The sequence below is a fragment of the Pseudonocardia humida genome, assembly GCF_023898865.1.
Classification (GTDB): domain Bacteria; phylum Actinomycetota; class Actinomycetes; order Mycobacteriales; family Pseudonocardiaceae; genus Pseudonocardia; species Pseudonocardia humida.
Window position 1 is genome coordinate 96,089 of sequence record NZ_JAGSOV010000053.1, and the last position, 24,234, is coordinate 120,322.

At 75.3% G+C, this 24,234-nt stretch carries 27 protein-coding genes and 1 pseudogene; 13 read left to right on the top strand and 15 right to left on the bottom strand.

Annotated features, from left to right (window positions below; all coding sequences use genetic code 11):
• Positions 1-6 precede the first annotated feature (6 nt).
• Complete coding sequence (locus KDL28_RS25225; RefSeq protein ID WP_252442172.1) at positions 7-219, bottom strand: hypothetical protein; 213 nt, start codon at positions 217-219, stop codon at positions 7-9.
• A 229-nt stretch (positions 220-448) separates the two neighbouring features.
• Here KDL28_RS25225 and KDL28_RS25230 point away from each other — a divergent pair, with 229 nt between their 5' ends.
• Positions 449-1,357 carry an aminoglycoside phosphotransferase family protein gene (locus tag KDL28_RS25230; RefSeq protein WP_252442174.1) on the top strand — a complete coding sequence of 303 codons (909 nt, stop codon included), beginning with the start codon at positions 449-451 and terminating at the stop codon, positions 1,355-1,357.
• 25 nt (positions 1,358-1,382) lie between these two features.
• Here KDL28_RS25230 and KDL28_RS25235 read toward each other — a convergent pair whose 3' ends face one another.
• The gene (locus tag KDL28_RS25235) at positions 1,383-2,843 is read right to left on the bottom strand and encodes a PH domain-containing protein (RefSeq protein ID WP_252442231.1); all 1,461 of its coding nucleotides are present in this window, start codon (positions 2,841-2,843) and stop codon (positions 1,383-1,385) included.
• A gap of 86 nt (positions 2,844-2,929) precedes the next feature.
• Positions 2,930-3,457 (bottom strand): PH domain-containing protein, encoded by a 528-nt coding sequence (locus tag KDL28_RS25240; protein ID WP_252442176.1) that lies wholly within the window; start codon positions 3,455-3,457, stop codon positions 2,930-2,932.
• 73 nt (positions 3,458-3,530) lie between these two features.
• On the opposite strand from KDL28_RS25240, the gene KDL28_RS25245 reads away from it, so the two are divergent.
• Positions 3,531-4,172, top strand: a complete 642-nt coding sequence (locus KDL28_RS25245; RefSeq protein WP_252442178.1) for a TetR/AcrR family transcriptional regulator — start codon at positions 3,531-3,533, stop codon at positions 4,170-4,172.
• Between the two features lie 93 nt (positions 4,173-4,265).
• Here KDL28_RS25245 and KDL28_RS25250 read toward each other — a convergent pair whose 3' ends face one another.
• Entirely contained in the window at positions 4,266-5,105 is an 840-nt protein-coding gene (locus KDL28_RS25250) for an SDR family NAD(P)-dependent oxidoreductase (protein WP_252442180.1), read from the bottom strand.
• Between the two features lie 59 nt (positions 5,106-5,164).
• On the opposite strand from KDL28_RS25250, the gene KDL28_RS25255 reads away from it, so the two are divergent.
• A complete protein-coding gene (locus KDL28_RS25255; protein ID WP_252442182.1) occupies positions 5,165-5,746 on the top strand; it encodes a TetR/AcrR family transcriptional regulator in 582 nt (193 codons plus the stop codon).
• Positions 5,747-5,751: 5 nt separating this feature from the next.
• On the opposite strand, the gene KDL28_RS25260 is transcribed toward KDL28_RS25255, so the two are convergent.
• Positions 5,752-6,117 (bottom strand): nuclear transport factor 2 family protein, encoded by a 366-nt coding sequence (locus KDL28_RS25260; RefSeq protein WP_252442184.1) that lies wholly within the window; start codon positions 6,115-6,117, stop codon positions 5,752-5,754.
• 122 nt (positions 6,118-6,239) lie between these two features.
• On the opposite strand from KDL28_RS25260, the gene KDL28_RS25265 reads away from it, so the two are divergent.
• The 3 genes from KDL28_RS25265 (at position 6,240) to KDL28_RS25275 (ending at position 10,714) form a co-directional block, all read left to right on the top strand.
• Positions 6,240-6,824, top strand: coding sequence for a cysteine hydrolase family protein (locus KDL28_RS25265; RefSeq protein ID WP_252442186.1), 585 nt, complete (start codon positions 6,240-6,242; stop codon positions 6,822-6,824).
• A gap of 70 nt (positions 6,825-6,894) precedes the next feature.
• The gene (locus KDL28_RS25270) at positions 6,895-7,806 is read left to right on the top strand and encodes a GlxA family transcriptional regulator (protein ID WP_252442188.1); all 912 of its coding nucleotides are present in this window, start codon (positions 6,895-6,897) and stop codon (positions 7,804-7,806) included.
• 55 nt (positions 7,807-7,861) lie between these two features.
• Positions 7,862-10,714 (top strand): tetratricopeptide repeat protein, encoded by a 2,853-nt coding sequence (locus KDL28_RS25275; RefSeq protein ID WP_252442190.1) that lies wholly within the window; start codon positions 7,862-7,864, stop codon positions 10,712-10,714.
• Here the strand turns inward: KDL28_RS25275 and KDL28_RS25280 are convergent.
• Positions 10,711-11,163: an Lrp/AsnC family transcriptional regulator gene (locus tag KDL28_RS25280; RefSeq protein WP_252442192.1), complete on the bottom strand. Its 453-nt coding sequence runs from the start codon at positions 11,161-11,163 to the stop codon at positions 10,711-10,713. The two genes, KDL28_RS25275 and KDL28_RS25280, sit on opposite strands and share 4 nt — an antisense overlap.
• Positions 11,164-11,243: 80 nt before the next feature.
• Between KDL28_RS25280 and KDL28_RS25285 the strand changes: the two genes are divergently transcribed.
• On the top strand, positions 11,244-12,272 hold the full coding sequence (locus tag KDL28_RS25285; RefSeq protein ID WP_252442194.1) for a Glu/Leu/Phe/Val dehydrogenase dimerization domain-containing protein: 1,029 nt from the start codon (positions 11,244-11,246) through the stop codon (positions 12,270-12,272).
• Positions 12,273-12,829: 557 nt separating this feature from the next.
• On the opposite strand, the gene KDL28_RS25290 is transcribed toward KDL28_RS25285, so the two are convergent.
• The 6 genes from KDL28_RS25290 to KDL28_RS25315 form a co-directional block, all read right to left on the bottom strand.
• Positions 12,830-12,997, bottom strand: a complete 168-nt coding sequence (locus tag KDL28_RS25290; RefSeq protein WP_252442196.1) for a hypothetical protein — start codon at positions 12,995-12,997, stop codon at positions 12,830-12,832.
• 11 nt (positions 12,998-13,008) lie between these two features.
• Positions 13,009-13,419, bottom strand: a complete 411-nt coding sequence (locus KDL28_RS25295) for an SRPBCC family protein (RefSeq protein WP_252442198.1) — start codon at positions 13,417-13,419, stop codon at positions 13,009-13,011.
• Positions 13,416-13,745, bottom strand: a complete 330-nt coding sequence (locus KDL28_RS25300; RefSeq protein ID WP_252442200.1) for an ArsR/SmtB family transcription factor — start codon at positions 13,743-13,745, stop codon at positions 13,416-13,418. The genes KDL28_RS25295 and KDL28_RS25300 overlap by 4 nt, the downstream gene beginning before the upstream one ends.
• 168 nt (positions 13,746-13,913) lie before the next feature.
• Complete coding sequence (locus KDL28_RS25305; protein WP_504967685.1) at positions 13,914-14,762, bottom strand: DUF72 domain-containing protein; 849 nt, start codon at positions 14,760-14,762, stop codon at positions 13,914-13,916.
• A gap of 24 nt (positions 14,763-14,786) precedes the next feature.
• The gene (locus KDL28_RS25310) at positions 14,787-14,924 is read right to left on the bottom strand and encodes a hypothetical protein (protein WP_252442202.1); all 138 of its coding nucleotides are present in this window, start codon (positions 14,922-14,924) and stop codon (positions 14,787-14,789) included.
• Positions 14,921-15,118 (bottom strand): hypothetical protein, encoded by a 198-nt coding sequence (locus KDL28_RS25315; RefSeq protein WP_252442204.1) that lies wholly within the window; start codon positions 15,116-15,118, stop codon positions 14,921-14,923. The genes KDL28_RS25310 and KDL28_RS25315 overlap by 4 nt, the downstream gene beginning before the upstream one ends.
• Positions 15,119-15,278: 160 nt before the next feature.
• Here KDL28_RS25315 and KDL28_RS25320 point away from each other — a divergent pair, with 160 nt between their 5' ends.
• A complete protein-coding gene (locus tag KDL28_RS25320; RefSeq protein ID WP_252442206.1) occupies positions 15,279-15,476 on the top strand; it encodes a helix-turn-helix domain-containing protein in 198 nt (65 codons plus the stop codon).
• A 17-nt stretch (positions 15,477-15,493) separates the two neighbouring features.
• Here the strand turns inward: KDL28_RS25320 and KDL28_RS25325 are convergent, their stop codons facing one another.
• Positions 15,494-17,875, bottom strand: a complete 2,382-nt coding sequence (locus KDL28_RS25325) for a bifunctional salicylyl-CoA 5-hydroxylase/oxidoreductase (protein WP_252442208.1) — start codon at positions 17,873-17,875, stop codon at positions 15,494-15,496.
• A 51-nt stretch (positions 17,876-17,926) separates the two neighbouring features.
• On the opposite strand from KDL28_RS25325, the gene KDL28_RS25330 reads away from it, so the two are divergent.
• The 3 genes and pseudogenes from KDL28_RS25330 to KDL28_RS25340 form a co-directional block, all read left to right on the top strand.
• Complete coding sequence (locus KDL28_RS25330; RefSeq protein WP_252442210.1) at positions 17,927-18,754, top strand: enoyl-CoA hydratase family protein; 828 nt, start codon at positions 17,927-17,929, stop codon at positions 18,752-18,754.
• On the top strand, positions 18,754-19,503 hold the full coding sequence (locus KDL28_RS25335; protein WP_252442212.1) for an SDR family NAD(P)-dependent oxidoreductase: 750 nt from the start codon (positions 18,754-18,756) through the stop codon (positions 19,501-19,503). The genes KDL28_RS25330 and KDL28_RS25335 overlap by 1 nt, the downstream gene beginning before the upstream one ends.
• Positions 19,500-19,811: pseudogene (locus KDL28_RS25340) on the top strand (RidA family protein); the annotation flags it as partial. The gene KDL28_RS25335 and the pseudogene KDL28_RS25340, both read left to right, overlap by 4 nt.
• Positions 19,812-19,902: 91 nt before the next feature.
• Here KDL28_RS25340 and KDL28_RS25345 read toward each other — a convergent pair.
• Positions 19,903-20,391, bottom strand: coding sequence for a MarR family winged helix-turn-helix transcriptional regulator (locus KDL28_RS25345; protein ID WP_252442214.1), 489 nt, complete (start codon positions 20,389-20,391; stop codon positions 19,903-19,905).
• Positions 20,392-20,494: 103 nt separating this feature from the next.
• Between KDL28_RS25345 and KDL28_RS25350 the strand changes: the two genes are divergently transcribed.
• Together KDL28_RS25350 and KDL28_RS41675 are read left to right on the top strand one after the other, a co-directional pair.
• Entirely contained in the window at positions 20,495-21,868 is a 1,374-nt protein-coding gene (locus KDL28_RS25350) for a DHA2 family efflux MFS transporter permease subunit (RefSeq protein WP_252442216.1), read from the top strand.
• Positions 21,861-23,090: a cytochrome P450 gene (locus KDL28_RS41675; RefSeq protein ID WP_252442217.1), complete on the top strand. Its 1,230-nt coding sequence runs from the start codon at positions 21,861-21,863 to the stop codon at positions 23,088-23,090. Before KDL28_RS25350 ends, KDL28_RS41675 begins: the two co-directional genes overlap by 8 nt.
• Before the next feature lie 48 nt (positions 23,091-23,138).
• Here the strand turns inward: KDL28_RS41675 and KDL28_RS25360 are convergent, their stop codons facing one another.
• Positions 23,139-23,933 carry a PaaX family transcriptional regulator gene (locus tag KDL28_RS25360; protein WP_252442219.1) on the bottom strand — a complete coding sequence of 265 codons (795 nt, stop codon included), beginning with the start codon at positions 23,931-23,933 and terminating at the stop codon, positions 23,139-23,141.
• Positions 23,934-24,234 lie beyond the last annotated feature (301 nt).

Consider the following 24,234-nt stretch of genomic DNA (forward strand, 5'->3'; position numbering starts at 1 on the left):
CGGCGGTCAGGCCGGGGTGCGCAGCCGCCCGTTCGCGGTGGCGTGCGCCCTGGCCATCTCGGCCAACCGCCGGATCGAGCAGGGGTGCCGCTCGTGGTGGCCGTGGTGGCCCTGGCACCACCCGTCCTCGGTCGGCGCGTGGTCGACGAGCAGTTGGCGCACCAGGCCCGGGGTGAGGGCGAGTTGCTCGGCACACGCCGTGTACGGGTCCTCCGCCACGATCGCGCTCCCTTCCTGGTCCGGTGTCGCCCCCGACGTCGGCCCGAGGCGGGCCGGCAACGCTCCTGCGCATCGCCGAGTGTAACCGGGTGATCGCAGAGAGCAGCAGGGGTGGTCCGCCGAATGCTGGGTACCGGCCCGTGAATATGCTCCGCCGTTCGGTCGGAGAGCTACGGCCACTGGCTCAAGAGCACGGCCTGCCGTCGGCAGTCGCGCACCGGACTCCGCCGTGATCGAGGTACCGGGCGCGCTCCGGCGCAACGCCGTGGCCGCGTGGGGTGAGCAGGGGCGGCGCTGGCTGGCCGAGCTCCCGGAGTCGGTGGCCGATGTCTGCCGCAGCTGGGGCCTCGAGCTCGGCGAGCCGTACGCGCTGAGCTTCCACTGGGTCGCGCGCGTCCGCCGCGACGACGGCACCGCGGCAGTGCTCAAGCTGGGCCCGCCCGAATCGGACGATCTGCGCCGCGAGGCGCTCGCGCTGGGTGCCTACGGCGGCGACGGCGCCGTGCGGCTGCTCGCGCGCGATCCCGGTCGGGGCGCCGTGCTGCTGGAACGGGCCGAGCCCGGCCGGATGGTCCGCGAGCTCGTCCCGCGCCGCGACGCCGACGCCACCGCCGCGACGGTCGACGTCCTGCGCCGCCTGCACGCCGCGGACGTCGTCGACGGCCTGCCCGACGTGGCCACGCTGGGCGCGGACTTCGCCCGCCACCTCGGTGCGGATCACGGCCGTGGCCCGCTCCCGAGGGTCCTCGTCGAACGGGCCGCCGAGCTGCTCGGCGACCTCTGCGCGAGCGCGGAGCGGCGGGTCGTGCTGCACGGCGACCTGCACCACGACAACGTCCTGCGCCACGGCGACGGCTGGGTGGCCATCGATCCGCACGGCGCGGTGGGCGATCCGGGCTTCGACGTCGGCCCGCCGCTCTACAACCCCGATCCCGACCGCGTCGACGGCGAGCTGCTCGCCCTGGTGCCCGCGCGCGTCGAGCAGCTCGCCGACGGACTCGGGATCGCGCTCGACCGCGCCTCGGCCTGGGGCTTCGTGGCCGCGGTGCTGTCGGAGGTCTGGGACGCCGAGGGCGGTGCGAGCGACGGTGGTCGGGCGCTGCGGGTGGCCGAGCTGCTCGTGCGCCGCCTGGACTGAGCCGTCCGTCGGCGGTGCGGGGGTGTCAGGCCAGGTCCGGGACGGGTTCGCGGACCGGGGCAGGGGCCGGTGCCCGCTCCAGGAACGGGGCCAGCAGCCCGGGCACCGCGGCATCGGCCGCGTCCAGGCCGGTGCCCGTGCCCACGTCGCGGATGGCGTAGGCGCCCGCGCCCGCCGCCGTCGTCGCCAGCACCGTGGACAGCCCGGCCCGGCGCTGGAACACCGACTGGCGCACCGTCCAGCCGATGATCCCGCGGCACTGCAGGGCCACCGTCGAGCGGCGGACGGATCCGCTGCGCGCCACCAGGTAGTCGCCGACGCTGCCGTGGCCGAGGCTGCGGTAGGCGTCGAAGGCGAGCGCGACGGCCACCGGCACGGCGACCACCGCGGTGATCCACGCGATGTGCAGCAGCACGTCGGTCAGCAGCACGCCCAGCACGACCAGGGGCAGCTCGCCCACCACGACGGTGGCCAGCGCCCAGCGCACCCGCCGTCCGCGGGCCGCGATCGGGTGCGGGCGCAGCCGCACGGCCTCGGTCGGCGAGACCGGCTCGCGCAGCACCTCGGCGGCTACCCGGTCGGCCACGGCCTTGGGCGCGGCCGGCAGCAGGGTGTTGTGGTCGGTCTTGGTGTTCTCGGTCCCGGTGGCCATGCCCGTGGCCACGGCGTCCACCCGGGCCGCCCCGGACAGCCGCGCCCCCAGCGGCTCGACGACGTCGACGCCGCGCAGCCGCTCCTCCTCCAGCGAGATGGACCGCGTGGTGAGCAGCCCGCGGCGCACCCGCAGCGTGCCGCCCGGCTCGCGGTCGAGCCGGTAGTTCCACCACATCTCGACCCACAGCCCCAGCGCGCCGATCACGCCCACGGCCAGGCCGCTGGCGACCAGCACGGCGATCCCGCCGAGCAGGCCGAACCCGGCCAGCCGGTCGACCGCCCACGCGATCACGCCACCGGCCAGGTCGAACCAGTCGGCCACGTTGAGCACGCCGCCGAACGCGGCGCTGCCCAGCGCGGGCGCGACGAACGACAGCGGGGCGTACCGGATCCAGCCCTTGTCGAGCACGGCCAGCGTGCCCTCGGCGGTCCCGTCGCCGACCCGGTCGAGCAGGGTGCGGCGCAGTTCGTCGCCGGTGTCGCGGGTGACCGGGCTCAGCCGGACGGTGCCGTCGTCGGCACGCTCCCCGGTGCCGACCCGTACCGAGACCAGCCCGAACACGCGCAGCAGCGGGTCGGCGGTGACGTCGACCGTGCGGATGCGGTCGCGCTGCAGGGAGCGCCGCCTGCGGATCAGCACGCCGCTGTGCAGTTCGACGCGGTCGGGGCCGACGCGGTAGCGGGTGGTCCGGTGCCGTAGCCACTCCGCGACCACCCCGGCGATCACCACGAACGCGGCCCCGGGCAGTGTCCAGGCCAGCGCGACGGTGGTGGAGATGGCGGACAGCCCGATCGCCGTCGGGACGCCGGCCAGCACCGCGACCCCGAGCATGAAGATCGCGGCAACGGGGATGCCCCGCCGGTCGAGCTCGTTCCACCCGGCGCCGGTGGGCCGGGCCGGGGCGTTCGCCTGCTCGCTCACGTGGCATCACCCTCGACGGCCTGGGTGGTCAGGGTGAGCTGCTCGGCGATGTCCGCGGCCAGGGCGTGGTCGAGGCCGGGGATCGTGACCGCGCCCTTGGCCGACGCCGTCGTCACGACCACCGTGGCCAGGCCGAACCGCTGCTCCAGCGGTCCCCGCCGCGTGTCGACGGTCTGGATCCGCGACAGCGGCGCCACCCGCCACTCCTGCCAGAAGAAGCCCGTGCGGGTGTAGACGGCGGTGTCGGTGACCTCCCACCGGTGCACCCGGAACCACCAGCGCGGCAGCGCCGCCGCGGCGACCAGGCCGACCGCCGCGATCAGCACGGCCGGGGCGATCAGCCAGAACCGGGCCGGCGTGATCAGGTAGCCGAGCACGACCAGCACCGCGACCGGCGCCGCGGCGAGCAGCAGGAGGTTGGTCGTCCACCAGCCGACGGCGCGGCGGTCGACGGGGTTGCGCGGCGGGCGCAGCCGGGTGCTGCTCGGTGGTGGCGCCGTCGCGTTCGTCGTGCTCGTGGTCATGTCCCGCCCCCGACGTGGGTTACAATGCGGTCGCATCGTATCCCGGGGTGGGAGATCGTTGCAATGCGGTCGCATGGCAAAAGGGGAGTCGGTGCCGAAGAAGGTCGACCACGAGGCGCGCCGGCGCGAGATCGCCGAGGCGGTGCTGCGACTGGCCGCGGCCGACGGCCTGGAGTCGGTGAGCCTGCGCCAGGTCGCCGCCGAGGCGGGGATCTCCATGGGTGCGGTGCAGCACTACTTCCGCACCAAGGACGACATGCTCGGCTTCGCCCTCGAGCACCTGGCCCGCCGCCGCGAGGACCGGATCACCGCGCGGCTGTCCGCCGGGGGCGCGGTCCCGACCGTGCGCGAGCTCGTGCGGGTCTCCGCGCTGGAGGTCCTGCCCACCGACGAGCCGAGCCGGGCCGACTACCTGGCCGGGATCGCGTTCTTCATCCGCGCGCTGCGCGAGCCCCGCACCGCCGGGCTGCTGACCGAGGGCGCTCCGAAGCTCTACGACTTCTTCGCCGGTCAGCTGCTCAGGGCGCAGGCGGCGGGGGAGCTGGCCGAGGGTGCCGATCCCTACCGGGAGGTGGTGCTGCTCTGGTCGATGGTGGACGGCCAGTCGTCGGCGCTGCTGCTCGGGGAGTGCTCGGCGGAGGATGCCGTGGCGACGATCGAGTATCACCTCGACCGGCTGTTCCTGCCTGTCGAGGCCCCGGTGACGATGGGCTGAGGATCAGTCGGGCAGGCCGACCGTGGCCAGGGCTCGCGCACCGAGGGCGCTCGGGGGTGTTCGACCACCGCGTCGGGTGGGCGGCGCCCTGGGCTACCGGCTGACGGCGTCGAGCCCGGCCAGCAGGTCCCGGGTGGCGGCGTCGAGCCGCCGGGCGGTGCCCGGGTCGTAGGTCGGGCCGGTGGTGTCGATCGGGCGGTTGCCGCTGCCGCGCCGCTTCCGGGCCGCGAACGGTCCCGGGGGCGGCTCGTCGATCAGGGCGCTCAACGCCGTGGCGGCCCGCTCGGGGGCGGCGGCCGCCACGGCGGCGGCCAGCTCGGCGAGCGCGCGGTAGGGCCGGGCCATGCCGGTGTAGGGGCGGGTGTCGACGAAGCCGGGGTTGTAGGCGACGGTGCTGATCCCGGGGTGCTCCTCGGCGAACGCCACCCCGAGCAGGTCGTTGGCCCGGCCGGCCTGCAGGTTGGCCTTCGTCGCCGAGTAGCCGCGGGTGAGCTGCAGGTCGTCCCAGTGGATGCGGCCCGCCGTCATGCCCGCCCCCGACAGGTTGATCGTGACCGCGCGATCGGCCCTGGTGAGCGGCTCGGCCAGGGCGTGCAGCAGGACGTGGCGGCTCAGGTAGTAGAGCGCGAACGTCGCCTCCAGGCCCTCGGCGGTGACGTGGCGCCCCGGCCGCATGCTGTGCGCGCCCAGGACCAGCGCGTCGATCACCGGGTGGCGGTCGGCCAGCTCGGCCGCGACCTCGCGGGTCCCGGCGACGGTGGAGAGGTCGGCGGCGATGAAGCCGGCCCGGTCGCCGCCCTCCTCGACGAACCGGCGGCCGAGCGCGGCGTCGCGGGCGACGGCCACCACCGCGTCGCCGCGACGCAGCCGCTCGCGGGCCAGTGCCGAGCCGATCCCCCTGGTCCCGCCGGTGATCACGATCGTGCGCGCCATGCCGCCCCCAGATAAGTCACCATTTGATGACTTGGCACGCTAGCGTCAGGATCGGCCGGATGTCAACGACTGGTGACTTGCCTGCCCGGGGGCGCCGGCGCGACCGCGCGGCCACCCGCGCCGCCCTGCTGGCCGCGGCCCGGCGCCGGTTCGCCGCCCACGGCATGGACGGGGTCAGCGTCCGCGACGTGGCCGCCGAGGCCGGCGTCGACCCCGCGCTGATCTTCCGCTACTTCGGCTCCAAGCAGGCCCTGTTCACCGAGGCCGCCACCGTCGAGCGCGACCCGGTCGACGTCCCGGCCGCCGACCTGCCGCTCCAGTTGCTGCGCGGCGTCCTCGACGGCGCCGGCCGCTCCGGCGCCGACCACCCCCTGCTGGCCCTGCTGCGCTCGTCCGGGCACGAGCAGGCCCGGCTGCAGCTGCAGCGCCAGATGTGCGAGGGCTTCCTCGACGGCTTCGCCGAGCTGGCCGACGGCCCCGACGCCCGGCTGCGCGCGGAGATGCTGGGGGCGCTGCTGCTCGGCATCTCGGTGACCCGGTCGGTGGTGCGGACCCCGGAGCTGGCCGCCGCCGACCCGGCCCGGGTCGAGGAGGTCTTCGCGGCGATGGCGCGCGCCGCGCTCGGCGGACCCCCGGCCTGAGCGCGTCAGGAGCGCTGGACGGTGCCCTGGTGGAAGTAGAGCAGCCAGTCGCTGCCGTCGCGGCGGCGCCACAGCGAGCTGCGCAGCGTGGTGCGGCCCGGGCGGCGGGCGCGGTAGGTGACCAGGACGGTGTCCGCGCCGACGCGGGTCGCGGCGATGCCGTCCACGTCGGGCGGTGGGGCGTCCTCGGCGGCCATCGCGGCCAGGATGGAGTCGCGGTCCCAGACGCGGCCGAACGCCCCGAACTCGCGGAAGTCGGGGTCGAGCAGGTGGCCCGCGGTGTCGCGGCAGCGGCGGACGACGGGGTCGAGCAGGCGCCGTTCGCGCGCGACGACGTCGTCGAGGTCCGGGTCGGCGCCGCTGGTGTGCACGTCCCGACGATGGCAATCCGGTGCCGCCGTGGCAACCGCTTCGGCCGGGCTGACCGGATCGGTCCGGTGCACGTCCTGATCCGCTCTGGTCGGCGGCCGGCGCCACGGGCTGGGATGGTCCCATGACCACGGCATTGCTCGTCATCGACGTCCAGGAGTCGTTCCGCAGGCGGGACACCTGGGCGGCTGTCTCGAACCCCGATATCGTCGACGACGTCGACGCGCTCGTGGCGGCCGCCCGTCGCCGCGGCGACCTGGTCGTCTGGATCCTGCACTCCGAACCCGGCACGGGCACCGTGTTCGACCCGGCGCGCGGGTACGTCCGGTTGATGGACGGCCTGGTGCCGCGGGAGGGGGAGCCGGTGCTCACCAAGACCTCGCGCAACGCGTTCACCACCACGAACCTGCAGCAGCTGCTCACCGAGCGCGGCGTGCGCGACCTGGTGGTCACCGGCATCCAGACCGAGCAGTGCTGCGAGACCACCGCCCGGCTGGCCAACGACCTGGGCTACCGGGTCGACTTCGTCACCGACGCCACGGCCACGTTCCCCATCCCGCACCGCGACGCCCCGGCCGACCGCGGCGTCGACGACCTGCTCGCCGACCCGCGCACGCTGGGCGTCGAGGAGGTGCTGGCGCGCACCGAGTACGCGCTCGCCCGCCGGTTCGCCACGATCCGCACGGTCGCGGAGCTGACCGCGGGGTGAGCGAGCTTGCGAGCGAACCATCAGCACAGCGCCCGTGCGAAGCACCGACCGAGCGCAGCGAGGGAGTGTGATGAGCCGGGTCGTCTTCCTGCTCGTGCCGCAGCTGCACCTGCTCGACCTGGCCGGACCGGCCCAGGTGTTCTCCACCGCGGCCGACTTCGGCTGCGGCTACGAGCTGGTGCACGTGGCCGAGCGGGCGGACGTCCCGACCGCGCAGGGGGTGGCGCTGCGCGCCGGCACCGACTGGCCCGCGCTCGACCCGGACGACCTGCTGATGGTGCCGGGGTGGCGGGGCCGGTTCGGCCCGCACGCCCGCCTCGCCGCGGCGACGCGGGCGGCGATCGCGGCCCACCACGCCGCGGGCGGGACGGTGGCGAGCGTGTGCGCGGGGGCGTACGCGCTCGGCCAGGCCGGCCTGCTCGCCGGTCGCCGCTGCACCACCCACCACGCCCTGGTCGACGAGCTCGCCCGCCGCTACCCGGCCGCCCGCGTGCAGCACGACGTGCTGTTCGTCGTCGACGGGCGGGTGGTCACCTCGGCCGGCATCGCCAGCGGCATCGACCTGGCGCTGCACCTGGTGGCCACCCGCCACGGCGCGGCGACGGCGGCCAGGGTGGCCAGGGAGATGGTCGTCTACGCCCGGCGCAACGGCGGTGAGCCGCAGGCCAGCGCCCTGCTGCGGCACCGGGCCCACCTCAGCGAGGTGGTGCACCGGGCCCAGGACGTCATCGACGCCCGGTTCGCCGACCGGCTGCCGCTCGCCGAGCTGGCCGCGGTGTGCCGGGTGAGCCCCCGCACGCTCACCCGGCTGTTCGGCGAGGCCATCGGCCTCACCCCGCTGCGCTACCAGCACCTGCTGCGCCTGGAGCGCGCCGAGCACCTGATCGGGCACGGCGACACGGTCGAGGCCGCCGCCCGCGCCGCCGGCTTCGACGACGCCCGCATGCTGCGCCGCCTGCGCGCCCGCACCGACCGGTCGTGAACGGCGGACGGGGCCAGGGTCCGGTCGCCCGCCCGCGACTCCTACGCTCGCCCGGGTGACCGCCGACGCGCCGCGCAGCCTGCAGGACCTGGTCCGGGCCCGCAGCCGCGGCGGCTTCGTGGGCCGCCGCGACCTGCTCGCGGCCTTCGGGGAGAACCTCGACCTGGGCGTCGACGACCCCCACCGCCGCTTCCTCGTCGAGGTCGTCGGCGACGCGGGCGTCGGCAAGTCCACGCTGCTCGCCCAGCTCGTCCGCGTCGCCCGCGAGCGCGAGCTGCTCACCTGCCTCGCCGACGAGTCCGCCCCCGACGTCGTCTCCTGCCTGACCGCGCTGGCGGAGGACCTGCGCTCCCAGGGCGTGCGCTGCCGGGCCTTCCGCCGGACCCTGTCGTCCTACCAGCAGCGCCAGCGGGAGCTGGAGTCCGACCCGAACGCCCCCGCGCGGCCGTCGGGCCTGCTGGCCGGGGCCGTGGGGATCGGGCTGAAGCTGGTCGGGGAGGTCCCGGGGGCCGGGGTCGCCGTCGACGCCCTGGACGCCGACGCCGTGGCGCGCGAGGCCGACCGGTTCCAGGCCTACCTGCGGCGCAAGTTGCGCAGCGAGGCCGAGGTCGAGCTGATGCGGGCCCCGGAGCGGGCGCTGACCAGGGCCTTCCTCGCCGACCTGCGCGACGCCGCCGACCGCGCCCCCGTCGTGGTGCTCCTCGACGCCTTCGAGTACACCGCCGCCTTCCTGCAGACCTGGCTGCTCGACGTGCTCGGGGGCGCCTACGGCGACGTCCCGGCGACGACGGTCGTGGTGATCGCCGGTCAGCGGCCGCTGGACGCCGGGCGGTGGGGCGACTACCTGACGGGGCGGGCCGTGGTGGCGGTCCCGCGGTTCACCGAGGACGAGGCCCGCGAGCTGCTGGCCGGTCGCGGCCTGCGCGACGCGGACGTCGTGCGGGCCGTCGTCGACCGGTCGGAGGGGCTGCCGCTGCTGCTGGCCGCGTACGCGCAGGGCGGCCCCACCGACGTCGACGAGCTGGGCGACCCGACCGACGAGGTGGTGGCCCGTTTCCTGCGCTGGGAGCCCGACCCGCGACGGCGGACGGCCGCCCTGCACGCGGCGCTGCCGCGGGCGCTGGACGCCGACGTGTTCGCCGTGGCGACGGGGGAGTCCGAGCGCGCCACCGAGGACTTCGCCGCGCTGCGGGCGCAGGCGTTCGTCAAGCCGCGCGGCGACGGCGTGCGCTACCACGAGCTGGCCCGACGGGTGATGCTCCGCCACGTCCGCACGACCTCGCCCGCCGAGTGGCGGCGCCGCCACGCCGCACTCGCGGAGCACTTCGCGGCGCGCTGCGCCGGGCTCGGCCTGCCCGCCGCGGAGGCACCCCGCGACCGCCGGTGGCAGCTCGCCGCCGTCGAGCAGGCCTACCACCGGGCCTGCGCCGAACCGGGACGGGCGGCGACGGTGCTGCTGGAGGGGCTGCTCGCCGCCGTGACCGCGCGTCCCGAGCTGGCCTCCAGCTGGGCGCGGGCGCTCACCGACGCGGCCTCCGACGCCGACCTCCCCGAACTGGCCCAGCGGACCGCCGGGATCGTCGCGCTGGCGCCGTCCCGCGCCGAGGACGACCTCGTGGAGCTGCTCACCGAGCTGTCGCACAGCCCCGCCCTCGGGCCGGACGCGCGGGCGCTCGCGCTGGCCGAGCGCGGCGACGTCCGGCGCAGGCGCGGGGAGCCCGGAGCGGCGCTCGTCGACCTCGACCGGGCCGTCGCCATCGCCCCGGGCAACGCCGTCGTCCTCGGGCGGCGCGGCGAGCTGCACCGCCAGGGCGGCAGGCACGAGGCCGCCGTCGCCGACTTCGACCGCTCGCTGGCGCTGGCCCCGGACAGCCCGTCGGTGCTGGCCAGCCGCGGGGAGTCGCACCGGGCGCTGGGCCGCACCGCCGACGCGCTCGCCGACCTCGACCGCGCGGTGGCGCTCTCGGCCGGCTACAGCTGGGCGCTGGTCCGCCGGGCGCTGGTGCTGCGCAGGCTCGACCGCTTCGACGCCGCGCTCGCCGACCTCGACGCGGCCGTCGAGGTCGCGCCGTCGGTGGCGCCGGTGATCGGGGAGCGGGGCGAGACCCGGCGGCTGCGCGGCGAGCTGCGGGCCGCCGTCGACGACCTCACCGCCGCCATCGCCCTCGACCCCGACTACGGGTGGGCCCACGGCAGCCGCGGCGAGGCCCACCGCGGCCTGGAGGAGCACACCGCGGCCCTCGCCGACTTCGGCCGCGCCATCGCGCTCAACCCGGACTACGCCTGGGCGCACGGCGGCCGGGCCGAGGTGCACCGCAGGCTCGGCGCGAGCGACGCGGCGCTGGCCGACCTCGACCGGGCCATCGCGCTCAACCCCGGCTACCGGTGGGCGCTGGCGATCAGGGCGTCGCTGCACCGCGGCCTGGGCAGGCCAGTCGAGGCCGCGGTCGACGCCGACCGGGCGCTGCGGCTCTCCCCGAACTACGTCCCCGCGCTGCTGGAACGCGCGCTCGCCCGGGCCGACACCGGCGACGTCGACGGCGCCCTGACCGACCTGGACCGCTGCGCCGAGCTCGACGCGGGCAGCGGCTGGGCCCACTACCGGGCGGCGCTGCTGCTGCACGGGCGGGACGCCGTGAACGACCGGCTGCGCCGCGCGCTCGACGCCGAGGCCGACGCCGTCGTGCTGCCCCGCGACGCCTGGCACGACCTGAACCGGTGCGTGTTCCACGCGGCCGCGGGCGACGCGGCGGCGGCCGAGCGGGCGGCCCGTTCGGCCGTCGCCGCCGCGGCTCGACCGGCGAGCCTGCGCACCGCGTTGGACAACCTGACCGAGCTGCACCGGCTGACCGGCGCCGACGTCGGGCGTCCCGCCGCGGTGCTCGGCGCGGCGCTGGAGCGGCGTTAGAGCGGGGCCAGCACGGGGTTGTGGACCTGCTGGTAGACCACCGACGTCCGGAAGCTGACCACCTCCCGGCGCTGGCTGAGCCGATCGACCAGGAAGCCGTGCAGGTGGTCCAGGCTCGGCACCGCGACGTGCACCAGGAAGTCGTCGTTCCCGGCGAGCACGAACACCGACAGCACCTCGGGCATCGCCGCCGCGGCCGCCTTGAAATCGTCGATGACCCGCCGCTGCAGCGGGCGCACGGTCACCGTGACGAGGGCCTGCACCCCGCGATTGAGCGCGATCAGGTCGACCTCGGCGCGGAAGCCGCGGATCACCCCGCGGTGCACCAGCGCGCGCACCCGCTGCAGGCACGTCGACGCGGCCACCCCGAGGCGGCGGGCGAGCTCCCGGTTGGTCTGGCGCGCATCCGACTGCAGTTCGGCCAGGATCGCCGAATCAAGTTCGTCCACGGTGGTCGATCCTGCCCCGATCACGAGCGTGCGTTCGGACCGCGCCCCATCGGCGGAGCATCTGCGCTTGGCTTCCCGGCATGACCGATCATGCGGACGGCTTCGAGCACGATGAGGTACTCATCCGGCGGGGGTCGCGGTCGGAGCTGCCGATCGTCGTCGCCGTGCACTCGACGGCCGCGGGCCCGGCCGTCGGCGGCTGCCGGCTGTGGACCTACCCGGACTGGCGGGCCGGGCTCGCCGACGCGCTCGACCTGTCCGCCGCGATGACCGTCAAGTGCGCCGTCGCGGGCCTGCCGCGCGGGGGCGGCAAGACGGTGCTGCCGCTGCCGCCCGGCCTGCGGCTCGACCCGGACCGGCGCCGCGCGCTGTTCCTCGACGTCGGTGACGCCGTCGAGGAGCTGGACGGGCGGTACTTCATCGGCGAGGACGTCGGCACCGCCGGCCCGGACCTGCTGGCGATGGCCGAGCGGACCGGGCGGGTGATGGGCCTGCCCGTGGAGCACGGCGGCGTCGGGGAGCCGGCCGCGCCCACCGCCGCCGGGGTCGTCGCGGCGATCGGGGCCACCTGCGACGTCGTGTTCGGCACCGCGGACCCGGCCGGGCTGCGGTTCGCCGTGCACGGGCTCGGCCAGGTGGGCGGGCGCGTGGCGCGCTGGCTCGTGGAGCGCGGGGCGGTCGTCACCGGGGCCGACGTCGACCCGACCCGACGCGTGCCCGGCGTCGCGACGACCGACCCGTACTCGCTGCTCGACCTCGACACCGACGTGCTGGTGCCGGCCTCGCTCGGGCATCTGCTCACCCGCGACGTCGTCTCCCGGCTGCGCTGCCGGGCGGTCGTCGGCCCGGCCAACAACCAGCTCGCCGACCCCTCGGTCGGCGAGCTGCTCGTCGAGCGCGGGATCACCTGGGCGCCCGACGTCGTGGTCAACGGCGGCGGCGCCATCTACGTCGTGCTACGCGAGACGGCGGGGGCCGGCCACGAGGAGGCCATGGCCCGGGTCGGGGCGATCGGCGACACCGTCCGGGAGGTCCTCGGCGACGCCGCCCGCACCGGCACCACTCCGTCCGCCGCGGTCTCCGAGCTGGTCCGTCGCCGGACGGCGTAACTGCCGGGAGTGGATGAACCGGGTCGCGGCGGCTGCCGTGTGTGCGGCGCAGCCGGCGCCGTCGCGGGACGGGGGGACGTCGGCGGTCGGGAGGTCACGACGGCCGGGAGCACCGGGACAGCACCGCTGACGGACGTCCCCGGCACCCGGTTGCCGGGTGCCGGGTTCGGGCTCGCGGGCGTCGCGTACCTGCTGCGCTTCCTCGACGTGGGCTTCGACGGTGCCGAGCCGCTGGTGCTGCCGCTGTGGGCGGTCCTGCTGCCGGCGGTCGTGTCGGTCGCGCTGTGGCTGCCGCTGCGCCGGTGGAACCTCCCGGAGGGCTCGTCGGCGCTGGCCGTCGGGGCGCCGCTGCTCGCGCTGGTCGTCGCGGTGGCCGTCCCGGCCCTCCTCCCGGCCCCGACCCCGCCCTCCGGCTCGCCCCCGGAGCTCGCCCAGCTGCCCCCGGGCCCGGTGCTGCCGGCGGACGCCCCGGCGGCGGTCGTCTACCGCGACGCCGACGGCACCACACCGGTGACCGTCGAGTTCGCCGACATCGAGACGATCAACGGCCTGTGGTCCTACTCCGCCGGCACGGCGATCGCCCCCGGCATCGCGGCCACTGCGCCGGGCCGCGCCGCGACGTGGGGCGACACCATCTCGACCAGCAGCACCGGCCACCGGCCCGTCACCCCGACGATGGACGTCGAGCTGCCGCTCCCCGCGGAGGCGGAGCACACGACGATCACGGTCGGAACGGTCAGGCGAGGGTGGCGGCGAGGTCGGCGAGGGCGGGGAGCACGACCTCTCGCCAGCCGCGGGGCATCCGCTCGAAGGCCTGCTGGTCGCGGGGGTCGTCGAGGTCGAAGCCGGAGTGCTCCAGCACCAGCCGGGTGCCGGTGCCCTCGGCGACCAGCTGCCAGGTGAGCGTCCAGCTCTCGTTGAAGGTGTAGACGAACCTCTCGTGCGGCACGACCTCCACGACCTCGCACGGGATCGCCCCGAAGCCTGGCATCTCGAGGTGGAACCGGTGCCCGACGACGGGCGCGATGTCCCCGGGTGCCCACCACCTCGCGTGCAGTTCGGGCTCGGTGAGGACGCGCCAGACCTTCTCCGCGGGAGCGGCGACGAACTGGTCGACGGTGACGGACGTGGTGCGGGTGGCGGTCATGACGGGTCCTCTTCATCCGGGGTGGCTTCGACGACGTCGGCGAACGAGTGCAGGCGCTCGCGCCAGAAGCGCTCGAAGGGGTGCAGCCACTCGCCGACCTGGGCGAGCGGTTCGGTGGCCAGGTGGTAGTTGCGCCGGCGCCCGACGGGCTCGTCGCGCACGAGCCGGGCGCGCCGCAGCACCTGCAGGTGCTCGGCGACGGCCGGGCGGCTCAGCTCGAACTGGGCCGCCAGGTCGCCCGCGGTGCGGGGGCCGTCGGCGAGCAGTTCGAGCAGTCGCCTGCGGACCGGGTTGGCCAGGGCCAGGAACACCGCGTCATCGGACACCACAGGACTTTATGTCGGAGACTTCCGACATGTCAACTCCTTCCGACACATTGCTCGACGGTGCGCCTCGCTCGCGCCCGCTCTCCGCATGTCAGGAAAGCCACCATCAGGACACGAGACGTCCTGATGGTGGCTTTCCTGACAGGGTGGGGGGCGGGGTCGGCGGCGTCAGAACAGGGTTGCGGGCTCGACCGGGGCCGGCTCGGGGAGCGGCGTCAGGTCGGGGACCAGCGCGCGGACGTCGTCGTGGAAGCGGCGGGCGAGCCCGGGCGCGTCGGCGTTGTCCGGGGTGTGGATGAACACCGTGGGCGAGCGGCCCTCCCGCAGCCAGCCCGCGGCGACCTCCGCCCACTCCCGCCAACCCCCGACGGTCTCCTCGACCGAGTCGCGGCCGATGTAGCGGACGACGGGCCGGTCGGTGAGCGCCCGGGTCCGCCGCGGCAGCCGCGGCTTCCTGGTCCAGGCCTCCTGCTCCATCGCGCTGGTCGGCGGGCCGGCGAAGAACACCGTGGTGTCGAACGGCACCCACTCGGCGCCGGTGTCGTCGAGCACGCGCTCCAGCCGGGCGGTCGAACCGGCGTCGTGGAAGAAGTCGGGATGGCGGACCTCGACCGCGCAGCGGTGGGCGGGGAGCCTGCGCAGGAAGCGGGCCAGCGCGTCGACGTCGGCGGGCCCGAACGACGGGGGCAGCTGCACCCACAGCGCCGCCGCCCGCGGACCGAGCGGCTCCATCGCGTCCAGGAAGGCGCGCATCTCCGCGTCGACGCCGGTCAGCCGGCGATCGTGGGTGACGACCCTGGGCAGCTTGGGCAGGAACCGGAAGTCGGGCTCGGTCTGCTCGGCCCAGCCGGCCACGGTGTCCGGGGACGGGGTCGCGTAGAAGGTCGTGTTGCCCTCGACCGCGTTGCACCAGGCGGCGTAGGCGCGCAGACGCTCCCCGGGCGGCAGGGCCGGGGGCAGGAACCGCCCCGGCCACGCCTTGTGGGTCCACATCGCGCACCCGACGTGCAGCCGCATGCGGGGAACCTACTTCCCGCCCGGTCAGCGGGTGCGGTGCCGGTCGAGCCGGGCGCGCTCCCACCGGCGGGCGTCCCGCTCTGCCCACACGGCGACGCAGACGGCACCCGCGAGGATGCCGACGCCGATCAGCGCCAGTCCGACCACGTCGAGCGTGCTCATCGGGCCCGCCGGGCGAGGTCACGGGCCGCGAGGGCGGCGGCGCGCAAGGTGCAGGGCCAGCGGCTCGGTCCGGCCTGCGGGAGGGAGCACGCCCGGCAGTAGCCGCGCCCGTCGTCGACGTGCTGGGCGAGCAGCGTGGCGACGGCCGTCGCGCCGAGGTCGCGGAGGAGCCGGGGTAAGTCGTCGTCGGCCACGGAGCTGCTCCTCGTCGGTTGCGGAGCGCTCACCCAACCAGGAAAACGAGGAGATAAGTCCGTATAGAGAGATTGAGTACGTTCAAGGAGTAACGAGCATTACGGGCAGTGAAGGAGATCAGGGCTCTGTTGGAGTAATGGGAGACCTAGTGTCATCCGAGTGGAGGACAAGTCCGAGCCGCTGCTGACGAGCGCGCAGGTCGCCGAGCGGTTCGGCGTGACCCGGCGGACCATCAGCGCTTGGGTGCGCGATGGCCGGCTTCGTCCGAGCATCGTGACGATGGGCGGGCAGTACCGCTTCCGGTGGTCCGAAGTCGAGCAGCAGATGCGGGAAGCCGAGGAGCGCGACGACGGGTAGCGCCGTCGCGCTCCGGCTCAGCTCTGGCTCAGCTCCGGCCGTCGGGGACGCCAGCGGCTGTGCCCGTCCGACCTGGTCGCGGCGGTCCGGATGAGCTCCAACCGGGGCGCGGGGCCGTCGGAGCGCCCGGTCTGCGGCTTGCGCCGCCCCGCCCGCCACGGGTCGGGCCAGACGACGCCGGGACCGTCGTAGTCCTGCTCGACGGCGGCGTGCAGGGTCCAGTTCGGGTCGTAGAGGTGCACCCGGCCCAGCGCGCACAGGTCGGCGCGCCCGGCGAGCACGATCGTGTTGACGTCGTCGGCGGAGGAGATCACGCCGACAGCGATGGTGGGGATGCCGACGCCGTTGCGGATCGCGTCGGCGAACGGGGTCTGGTACGAGCGGCCGAACGCGGGCGTCTCGTCCGGGGTGACCTGGCCGGTGGAGACGTCGATCGCCGCGGCGCCGGCGGCTTCGAACGCGCGGGCGATGGCGAGGACGTCCTCGGGGCTGGTGCCGCCCTCGACCCAGTCGGTGGCCGAGATGCGCACGGTCAGCGGTTTGTGCGGGGCCAGCGCCGCGCGCATCGCCCGGAAGACCTCCAGCGGGAACCGCAGCCTGCCCTCGACGTCGCCGCCGTAGGCGTCGACGCGCCGGTTCGTGATCGGCGACAGGAACGACGACAGCAGGTAGCCGTGCGCGCAGTGCAGCTCGACGAGGTCGAAGCCGGCCCGGTCGGCGCGCTCGGTGGCGGCGACGAAGTCAGCGACGACGCCGTCCATCCCGGCGCGGTCGAGCTCGCGGGGGACCTGGTTGACGCCCTCCCGGTAGGCCGCGGCGGACGCGGCCACCAGTGGCCAGTTGCCCTCGGGCAGGGGCTGGTCCATGCCCTCCCACATCAGCCGCGTCGAGCCCTTCGGGCCGGAGTGGCCCAGCTGCGCGCCGATCCGGGCGGACGTCGAGGAGTGCACGAAGTCGCAGACCCGGGCCCAGCTCGCGGCCTGCTCGTCGGTCCACAGCCCGGTGCAGCCCGGGGTGATCCGGCCCTCCGGCGAGACGCAGACCATCTCGGTCATCACCAGCCCGGCCCCGCCCAACGCCTTGCCGCCCAGGTGGACCAGGTGGAACTCGCCGGGCAGCCCGTCGGTGGCGACGTACATGTCCATCGGCGAGACGACGACCCGGTTGACCAGCTCCAGCTCGCCGAGCCGGAACGGCTGGAACATCGGCGGGCGGACGTCGAGCGCGCCGGGCCGGGCGCCGTGCTGCGAGCGGGCGAACCACTCGTCGACCCGGGCGATGAACGCCGGGTCACGCAGGCGCAGGTTGTCGTAGGTGACCCGGCGGCTGCGGGTCATGATGTTGAAGGCGAACTGCGCCGGGTCCTGGTCGAGGTACTGGCCGATGTTCTCGAACCAGGCCTGGCTGGCCCGCGCGGCGCGCTGGGTCGAGAGCACGACCGGGCGGCGCTCCTGCTCGTAGGCGGCCAGCGCGGTGGGGATGTCGGGGCACTCGTGCAGGCACGCGGCCAGCGACAGGGCGTCCTCCATGGCCAGCTTGGTGCCCGAGCCGATGGAGAAGTGCGCGGTGTGCGCGGCGTCGCCGAGCAGCACCAGGTTGCCGTCGCACCAGCGCTCGGTGCTCACGGTCGGGAAGCTGATCCACTTGGAGTTGTTGGCCAGCACCTCGTAGCCCTCCAGCACGTCGGCGAACAGCTCGCGGACGGCGGCGACCGAGCGCTCGTCGGAGCGGCCCGGCGGGAGGTCGGGGGAGCCGTCGAGGCCGGCGCGGCGCCACACGTCCTCGGCCATCTCGACGATGAACGTGCTGCCGTGCTCGTCGTAGGGGTAGCCGTGCAGCTGCACGACGCCGTGCGGCGTCTCGCGGATGTCGAACGTGAACGCCTCGAAGACCTTGTCGGTGCCCAGCCACATGTACTTGCACCCGCCGGGCTCGACCGTCGGGCCGAACACGTCGGCGTAGCGGGCGCGGACCGCGGAGTTGACCCCGTCGGCCGCGACGACCAGGTCGTGCTCGCGGCGCAGCGCCTCGACGTCCGGCGCCTCCGCGCGGAAGCGCAGGTCGACGCCGAGGTCGCGGCAGCGCTGCTGGAGGATCTGCAGCAGCCGCTTGCGGCCCATGGCGGCGAACCCGTGCCCGCCGCAGGTGACGACCTCGCCGCGGTAGTGCACGTCGATGTCGTCCCAGCGGGCGAACTCGCGCTCCATCTGGGACCGGACCACGGGGTCGGCGTGCTCGATGCCGCCGAGGGTCTCGTCGGAGAACACGACGCCGAAGCCGAACGTGTCGTCGGGGGCGTTGCGCTCCCACACGGTGACCTCGTGCCCGGGACCGAGCTGCTTGACCAGGGCGGCCAGGTAGAGCCCGCCCGGCCCGCCTCCGACCACTGCGATGCGCACGAACCTATTGTGTCTTCTTGACGCCCGTTGTCAAAACGCTATAACTAGTCCATGAGCCGGTTCCGCGCGTCCGCCCCGCTGACCACCGACTGGCAGCACTTCGACTTCCGCGTCGACTCCTCGGTCGCCACGATCACCCTCAACCGGCCCGAGAAGCTCAACCCGCTGACCTTCGAGTCCTACGCCGACCTGCGCGACCTGCTGGCCGAGCTGCCCCACCACGAGGGCGTCAAGGTGCTGGTGATCCGCGGCGAGGGCCGCGGGTTCTGCGGCGGCGGCGACGTCCAGGAGATCATCGGCGAGCTGCTGAAGATGGACGCCGACGGGCTCATGCGGTTCACCAAGATGACCGGCGAGGTCATCCGGGCGATGCGGGAGTGCCCGATCCCGATCATCGCCGGGATCCAGGGCATCGCCGCGGGCGCCGGGTCGGTCGTCGCGCTGGCCGCCGACTTCCGGGTGGTCGCCACGTCGGGCCGGTTCGCCTTCCTGTTCACCAAGGTCGGGCTCTCCGGCGGCGACATGGGCGCGGCCTACCTGCTGCCCCGGGTCGTCGGCCTCGGCCACGCCACGAAGCTGCTGATGCTGGGCGACACCATCGACTCGGCCACGGCCGACAAGTACGGCCTGGTCTCCGAACTGGTCGCCGACGACGAGCTCGACTCCGCGGTCGGCGCGCTGGCCGCCCGGCTGGCCGCCGGTCCGACCCTGGCCTACGCGCAGACCAAGTCGCTGCTGACCAAGGAGCTCGACATGCCGCTCTCGGCGTCGGTCGAGCTGGACGCGATGACCCAGGCCCTGCTGATGACCAGCGACGACCACGCCGAGTTCCACGCGGCGTTCACCGCGAAGCGCCCGCCGCAGTGGAAGGGCCGCTGATGGCGGTCGCGCTGGTGACCGGAGCGGGCCAGGGGATCGGGCGCGCCACCGCGCTGCGGCTGTCCGTGGCCGGGCACCGGGTCGCGCTCGTCGGGCGCGACCCCGCCAAGCTCGACGCCGTCGCGGCCGAGCTGGCCGGGGAGGCCCTGTGCGTGCCGGCCGACCTCACCGACGCCGGGGCGCCCGACCACGTGTTCGGCGCGGTCGAACGGGAGTGGGGCGCGGTGGGCGTGCTGGTGGCCAACGCCGGCACCGGGTTGGCCGCCCCGCTGGTCGAGACCACCGACGAGCTGTGGCGGACGATGCTGGAGGTCAACCTGACCGCGCCCTTCCGGTGCATCCGCCGGGCGGTGCCGGGCATGACCGCCCAGGGCTGGGGCCGGGTCGTCGTGGTGGCCTCGGTCGTGGCCAAGCGCGGCGAGCGCCAGGTGGCGGCGTACTCGGCCAGCAAGCACGGCGTGCTCGGGCTGGTCCGCGCGGCCGCCGACGAGCTGGCCCGCACCGGCGTGACGGTCAACGCCGTGTGCCCCGGCTACGTCGACACCCCGATGACCGACGCCACCGTCGCCACCATGGGCGAGCGCCTCGGGAAGGACCCGGCCCAGGCCCGCGCGCTGCTGGCCCGCCGCCAGCCGATCGGCAGGCTGATCGACCCCGACGAGGTCGCCGCGGCCGTGCTGGCCTGCGTCGACAACGCGGCCATCACCGGGCAGGGGATCAACGTCGACGGAGGAACGGTGCAGTCGTGACGTTCGAGAGGATCAACCCGCCGGATCTGGCGGCGCCCAAGGGGTTCAGCCACGCCGTGCGCACCGACCGGCCGCGCACGGTCTACCTCGCCGGGCAGACCGCGCTCGACGCGTCCGGGAAGATCGTCGGCGCCGACGTCGTCGAGCAGTTCGAGCGGGCGCTGAGCAACCTGCTGCGGGCCCTGGAGGCCGCCGGCGGCACCCCTGCCGACCTGGTGACGGTCACCATCTACATCGTCGACGTCGAGGCCTACCTGGCCCGCTCCCGCGAGATCGGCCGGGTCTGGCGGCGGCTGGCCGGCACCGACTAAGCAGGGCCATGGACCCTGCTTCCCTCACGACCGGGGGGCGTGGGCGTGCCCGCGGGCGGGCTGAAGGTCCGCTCGTCCTGCACGCGCTTCAGCGCGCGCCGCGGCCGGCGCCGTAAGCGCGCTGGGTCTCGGCGACGGCACGCAGGTAGCCCACGACCGCGGTGCTGGCGGCCTCGTCCAGGTCCTCGGCGATGGCGTCCAGGGCGCGCAGCAGCGGGGTCATCGCCGCGACGGCGACCGTCCGGGCCCGGTCGGTGGCCACCAGGACCTGGCGGCGGCGGTCGCCGGGGTGCGGCCGGCGGGCCAGGTGGCCGCCGGTCACCATCCGGTCGACCATCGCGGTGGCCGACGCCGAGCTCATGCCCAGTCGGCGTCCCAGCTCGACCGGTCCGAGCTGCTCGGGGGTGCTGAGGACGTGGTCGAGCGCCCGGGCGTCGGTGTGGGTCATGCCGAGGTCGCGGGCCAGGGCGTGCTGGGCCTCGTCCGCGGTGCGCAGCACGGCCCACAGCGCCCACGACGCCTCGTGCGCGCTGAGCAGCGCGCGGCCGGCCCGCTCGGCGTCGTCCCGGCTTGACACGCGTCGATCTTAGCGGGAGCATCAATAACTAGAAATTCTAGTGGTTGAGGTTCTCGTGAATCGCCCTCCGGAGCAGTTGACCGGACAGCAGTGGGCTGTTCTGGTGGTGCTGACCCTGAGCACCTTCGTCGTGCTGCTCGACGCCAGCGTGGTGACCATCGCCCTGCCGGTCGTCGCGGCCGACCTCGGTGGCCCGCTCGACGCGGTGACGTGGGTGCTGGCGGCGTTCGTGCTGGCGTTCGCGGTGCTACTGCTGCCAGGGGCGCGCCTGGCCGACCTGGTCGGGCGGCGCCCGGTCTTCCTGGCCGGGCTCGGCCTGTTCACGCTGGCCTCGCTGGCGTGCGGGCTCGCCGGCTCGCTGGAGCTGCTCATCGCGGCCCGGGTCGCCCAAGGCGCGGGGGCCGCCCTGGTCGAGCCCGCCGTGCTCGCGCTGATCACCACGACCGTGCCGGCCGGCCGCCGCGGGCTCGCCTTCGGGATGCAGGGGATCGCGGCCGGCCTCGGTGTCGTGCTGGGACCGATCATCGGCGGGGCGCTGACCACGGCGCTGTCCTGGGAGTGGGTGTTCCTGATCAACGTCCCGATCGGGGTGGCCGCGGTCGGCGTCGCGGCCCTGGTGCTGCCCCGGGGCGCACCGCAGCCCTGCCCGACGACCCGGCGCCCGTTCGACCTGCCGGGGCAGGTGCTCAGCTCGGCCGGCTTGTTCTGCCTGGTCTTCCCGATCATCGAGGGGGAGCGGCTGGGCTGGACCGCGCCGGTCGTGCTGGGCAGCGGGGCCGCCGCGGTGCTCGCCCTCGTCGCGTTCGTCGCCGTCGAGCGCCGCGCCGCGGCCCCGCTGGTCGACCTGTCGCTGTTCATCGACCGGCTGTTCGCGGTCGGCAACGTCCTGCGCGGCCTCGTCCAGTTCGTCACGCTCGCGGTGTTCTTCCCGCTTACCCTGCTGCTGCAGGTCGGGCTCGGGTACTCGCCGCTCGGCGCGGCGGTGCTGCTGCTGCCGCTGGTCGGAGCGACCCTGGTCGCCTCCCCGGTGTCGGGGGCCCTGTCCGATCGCGTGGACGTGCGATGGCTCGTGCTGCCCGGGTTCGCGGTGGTCGCGGCGGCGGCCGCAGCGTTGGCCGTGCTCGCCCCGCACACGCGCGGCCCGTCGTTGCTGCTCCCCCTGGCCGCGGTCGGCGTGGGGCTCGGGATGCTGGAGGCCCCCACTACCTCGGCCACCCTGCGTGATGTCCCGGAGCAGCGGGCGGGCGTCGCCGCGGGCGTGTCCTACGTCGCGGTGCTGGTGGGCGCCGAGCTGGGGCTGGCGGTCACCGCCGCGATCGTGCAGTCCCGGCTCGCAGCCGCCGGTGCCACCCCACCGGGTCCGGCCCTCGCCGGCGCGGTGTCCGCCGCGCTCACCGTGTGCGCCGTCGTCGCCCTGGCCGGCGCGGCCCTCGCCCCGGCCTTCTCCGCCCGACCCGTGAGGAGCCCCCGTGGCTGAACCGACCCCCCTCGACCCGTTCGCCCCGGTCGGCGGGCCCGTCGCCGAGCACCCCGAGGTCCACGACCGGCTGCGCCGGGCGGGGCCGGTCGTGCGCGTGCCCGCGCCGGCCGGCGGGTCGGTGTGGATCGTCACCGACCACCCGATCGCCCGGGCGGTGCTGGCCGACCCCACCTTCGCCAAGGACCCGGCGCTGGCCCCGACCGACTGGCCCGGTCGCGAGCCGGGTCTGGAACCCCCGGCATCGACGGTCCGCTCGCTCACCACCACCGACGGCCCGCAGCACCGGGCCCTGCGCCGGGTCCACGCACCGCTGTTCACCCGTCGGCAGATCGGCTCCCGCCGCGCACGCATGGCCGAGATCGCCCGCGAGCTGCTGTCCGGGCTGGCCGAGCGCTCGGCTGCCGCCGGCCGGCCGGTCGACCTCGTCGCCGAGTTCCTCCCGCACTACCCGCTGCTGGTCGTCTGCGACCTGCTCGGCATCGCGCTGCCCGGCGTGGCCCGGGCAGCGGACGCCGCCGCTATGACCCGCGGCGACGCCGAGCACGCCCACGGGGGCCTCGCCGAGCTGCAGTCGCTGGTCGAACGCGCGCTGGCCGGGGCCGACCGGACGGACTCCGAGGTGATGCGGTTCGCAGCCCGGGCCCGGCGGGAGCTGCCCGACCTGCGCGACGACGAGATCGCCTACCAGCTCACCGGCCTGGTCTTCGCCGGTCAGATCACCACCGAGTCGTTCCTCGGCTTCCTGGTCGCCCACCACCTGGCCGACCGGGCCGCGGACCGGGCCGGCGACGGGAACGGCCGGGACGCCGCGCTGGTGGCGGAACTGCTGCGCATCCACCCACCCGCGCCGTTCACCCTCTGGCGGTTCACCACCGCCCCGGTGGTGCTGGCCGGCCACCACCTCCCGGCCGGAGCCCCGGTCCTGGTCGACATCGAGGGCATCGGCACCGACCCCGCCCGCTTCCCCGACCCGCACACCGCCGACCCGCACCGCCCCTCGGCCCCCGACCTGGCCTTCGGCGACGGCCCGCACGCCTGCGTCGGCGCCGGGCTCGCCCAGGCCGAGGCCCAGGTGCTGGTCGAGGTGCTGCGCTCGGCCTTCCCGCAGGCGCGGCTGGCCGTGCCGTTCGCGCAGCTACGCCGCGACGGGACCACCGCCCGGGCCCGTCGGCTGGCGGCGCTGCCGGTGTGGCTGGACGAACCGCTCGCACCACGGTGAGAACTCCGGGAGTCGTGAGCGAGCCCCACGACCACGACCATGAAACTCTCACGATCGGAGGGTGGTGCGGGCGTGCTCGCGGGCCGGTTCCCGCAGCACCGCGTCGAGCTCGACGAACAGGTCGGCGGCCTCGGCGCCGCGCCACGGCGCCGGCAGCAGCTCCAGCGGCAGCCCGGGGTCGAGGTAGGGCAGCCGGCGCCACTCGGTGAGCAGCGGCACGTACGTGCGGAACGCCTCCCGCGGCGCCGTGCTCGGGCTCAGGTCGCGGTAGCGGGCGACGAACCCCGCGCACTCGGCGTCGATGGCGGGCAGGTCCCACCACTGCCCGATCCGCTCGCGCAGCCCGCCGAAGGCCGAGTAGCGCGCGCAGAACAGGTCGGCGTAGGCCTGCAGGCCGAGCCGGTCGAGGGTGCGCGCAGCCTCGTCGTGCAAGTGCCCCGGCGCCACCCACACGCCCGGCGCCGCGGTGCCGAAGCCCATCCGGCTCAGCGTGGCCCGCAGCTGGTGGCGCTTGTCGCGCTCGGCCTCCGGCACGGAGAAGACCACCAGCACCAGCGGGTCGTCCGGGCCGGCGCGGTGGCGGCCGAAGATGCGCTCGTCGCCCTCGCGCAGCACCTCCACGGTCCGCGCCGAGAGCGCGTAGCCCGCGGAGCCGTCCTGGCGCATCGACTCCAGCACCCCGCGGCGCTTGAGCCGGGAGATCGACGAGCGAACCCCGGCCGAGTCGACGCCGAGGTCGCCCAGCAGCCGCACCACCGACCCGACCGAGAGCCAGTCGTGCTCGGCGCGCGCGTAGAGGCCGTAGAGCGTCAGGATCAGCTGGCGCGGCGCGGGCTCGGGCACCGCGGAAGCCTAAGGCCGCGTCCTGCAAGCCCCACCCGCCGATCTCCGCGCCCAGATCGTGCCTGGCTGCGTTGCCGGTTCGACCGGGTACAACCAGTACGACGGTCGAACCGGCGCCTCGCCAGGAACGATCTGGATCACGAAGCTCGACGACCGGGACATGCAGGACACGGCCTAGTGCGGTGACCACATAGGTCCACCGGGTCAGGCTGCCGCGGGTCGGCCCCAGCGGCGTTGGCGTTCGCTGCGGACCCGAGCCCGCTCACGTCGCTGGGCGGCGAGGACGTCGGGATGGCGGGCG

What these genes read in the sequence shown, in the direction of transcription:
- KDL28_RS25240 (WP_252442176.1), bottom strand. Translation starts at nt 3,457, where the DNA reads ATGACCACGAGCACGACGAACGCGACGGCGCCACCACCGAGCAGCACC.
- KDL28_RS25245 (WP_252442178.1), top strand. Translation starts at nt 3,531, where the DNA reads ATGGCAAAAGGGGAGTCGGTGCCGAAGAAGGTCGACCACGAGGCGCGC.
- KDL28_RS25270 (WP_252442188.1), top strand. Translation starts at nt 6,895, where the DNA reads ATGAGCCGGGTCGTCTTCCTGCTCGTGCCGCAGCTGCACCTGCTCGAC.
- KDL28_RS25310 (WP_252442202.1), bottom strand. Translation starts at nt 14,924, where the DNA reads ATGAGCACGCTCGACGTGGTCGGACTGGCGCTGATCGGCGTCGGCATC.
- KDL28_RS25265 (WP_252442186.1), top strand. Translation starts at nt 6,240, where the DNA reads ATGACCACGGCATTGCTCGTCATCGACGTCCAGGAGTCGTTCCGCAGG.
- KDL28_RS25250 (WP_252442180.1), bottom strand. Translation starts at nt 5,105, where the DNA reads ATGGCGCGCACGATCGTGATCACCGGCGGGACCAGGGGGATCGGCTCG.
- KDL28_RS25295 (WP_252442198.1), bottom strand. Translation starts at nt 13,419, where the DNA reads ATGACCGCCACCCGCACCACGTCCGTCACCGTCGACCAGTTCGTCGCC.
- KDL28_RS25305 (WP_504967685.1), bottom strand. Translation starts at nt 14,762, where the DNA reads ATGCGGCTGCACGTCGGGTGCGCGATGTGGACCCACAAGGCGTGGCCG.
- KDL28_RS25285 (WP_252442194.1), top strand. Translation starts at nt 11,244, where the DNA reads ATGACCGATCATGCGGACGGCTTCGAGCACGATGAGGTACTCATCCGG.
- KDL28_RS25235 (WP_252442231.1), bottom strand. Translation starts at nt 2,843, where the DNA reads ATGCTCGGGGTCGCGGTGCTGGCCGGCGTCCCGACGGCGATCGGGCTG.
- KDL28_RS25335 (WP_252442212.1), top strand. Translation starts at nt 18,754, where the DNA reads ATGGCGGTCGCGCTGGTGACCGGAGCGGGCCAGGGGATCGGGCGCGCC.
- KDL28_RS25255 (WP_252442182.1), top strand. Translation starts at nt 5,165, where the DNA reads ATGTCAACGACTGGTGACTTGCCTGCCCGGGGGCGCCGGCGCGACCGC.
- KDL28_RS25330 (WP_252442210.1), top strand. Translation starts at nt 17,927, where the DNA reads ATGAGCCGGTTCCGCGCGTCCGCCCCGCTGACCACCGACTGGCAGCAC.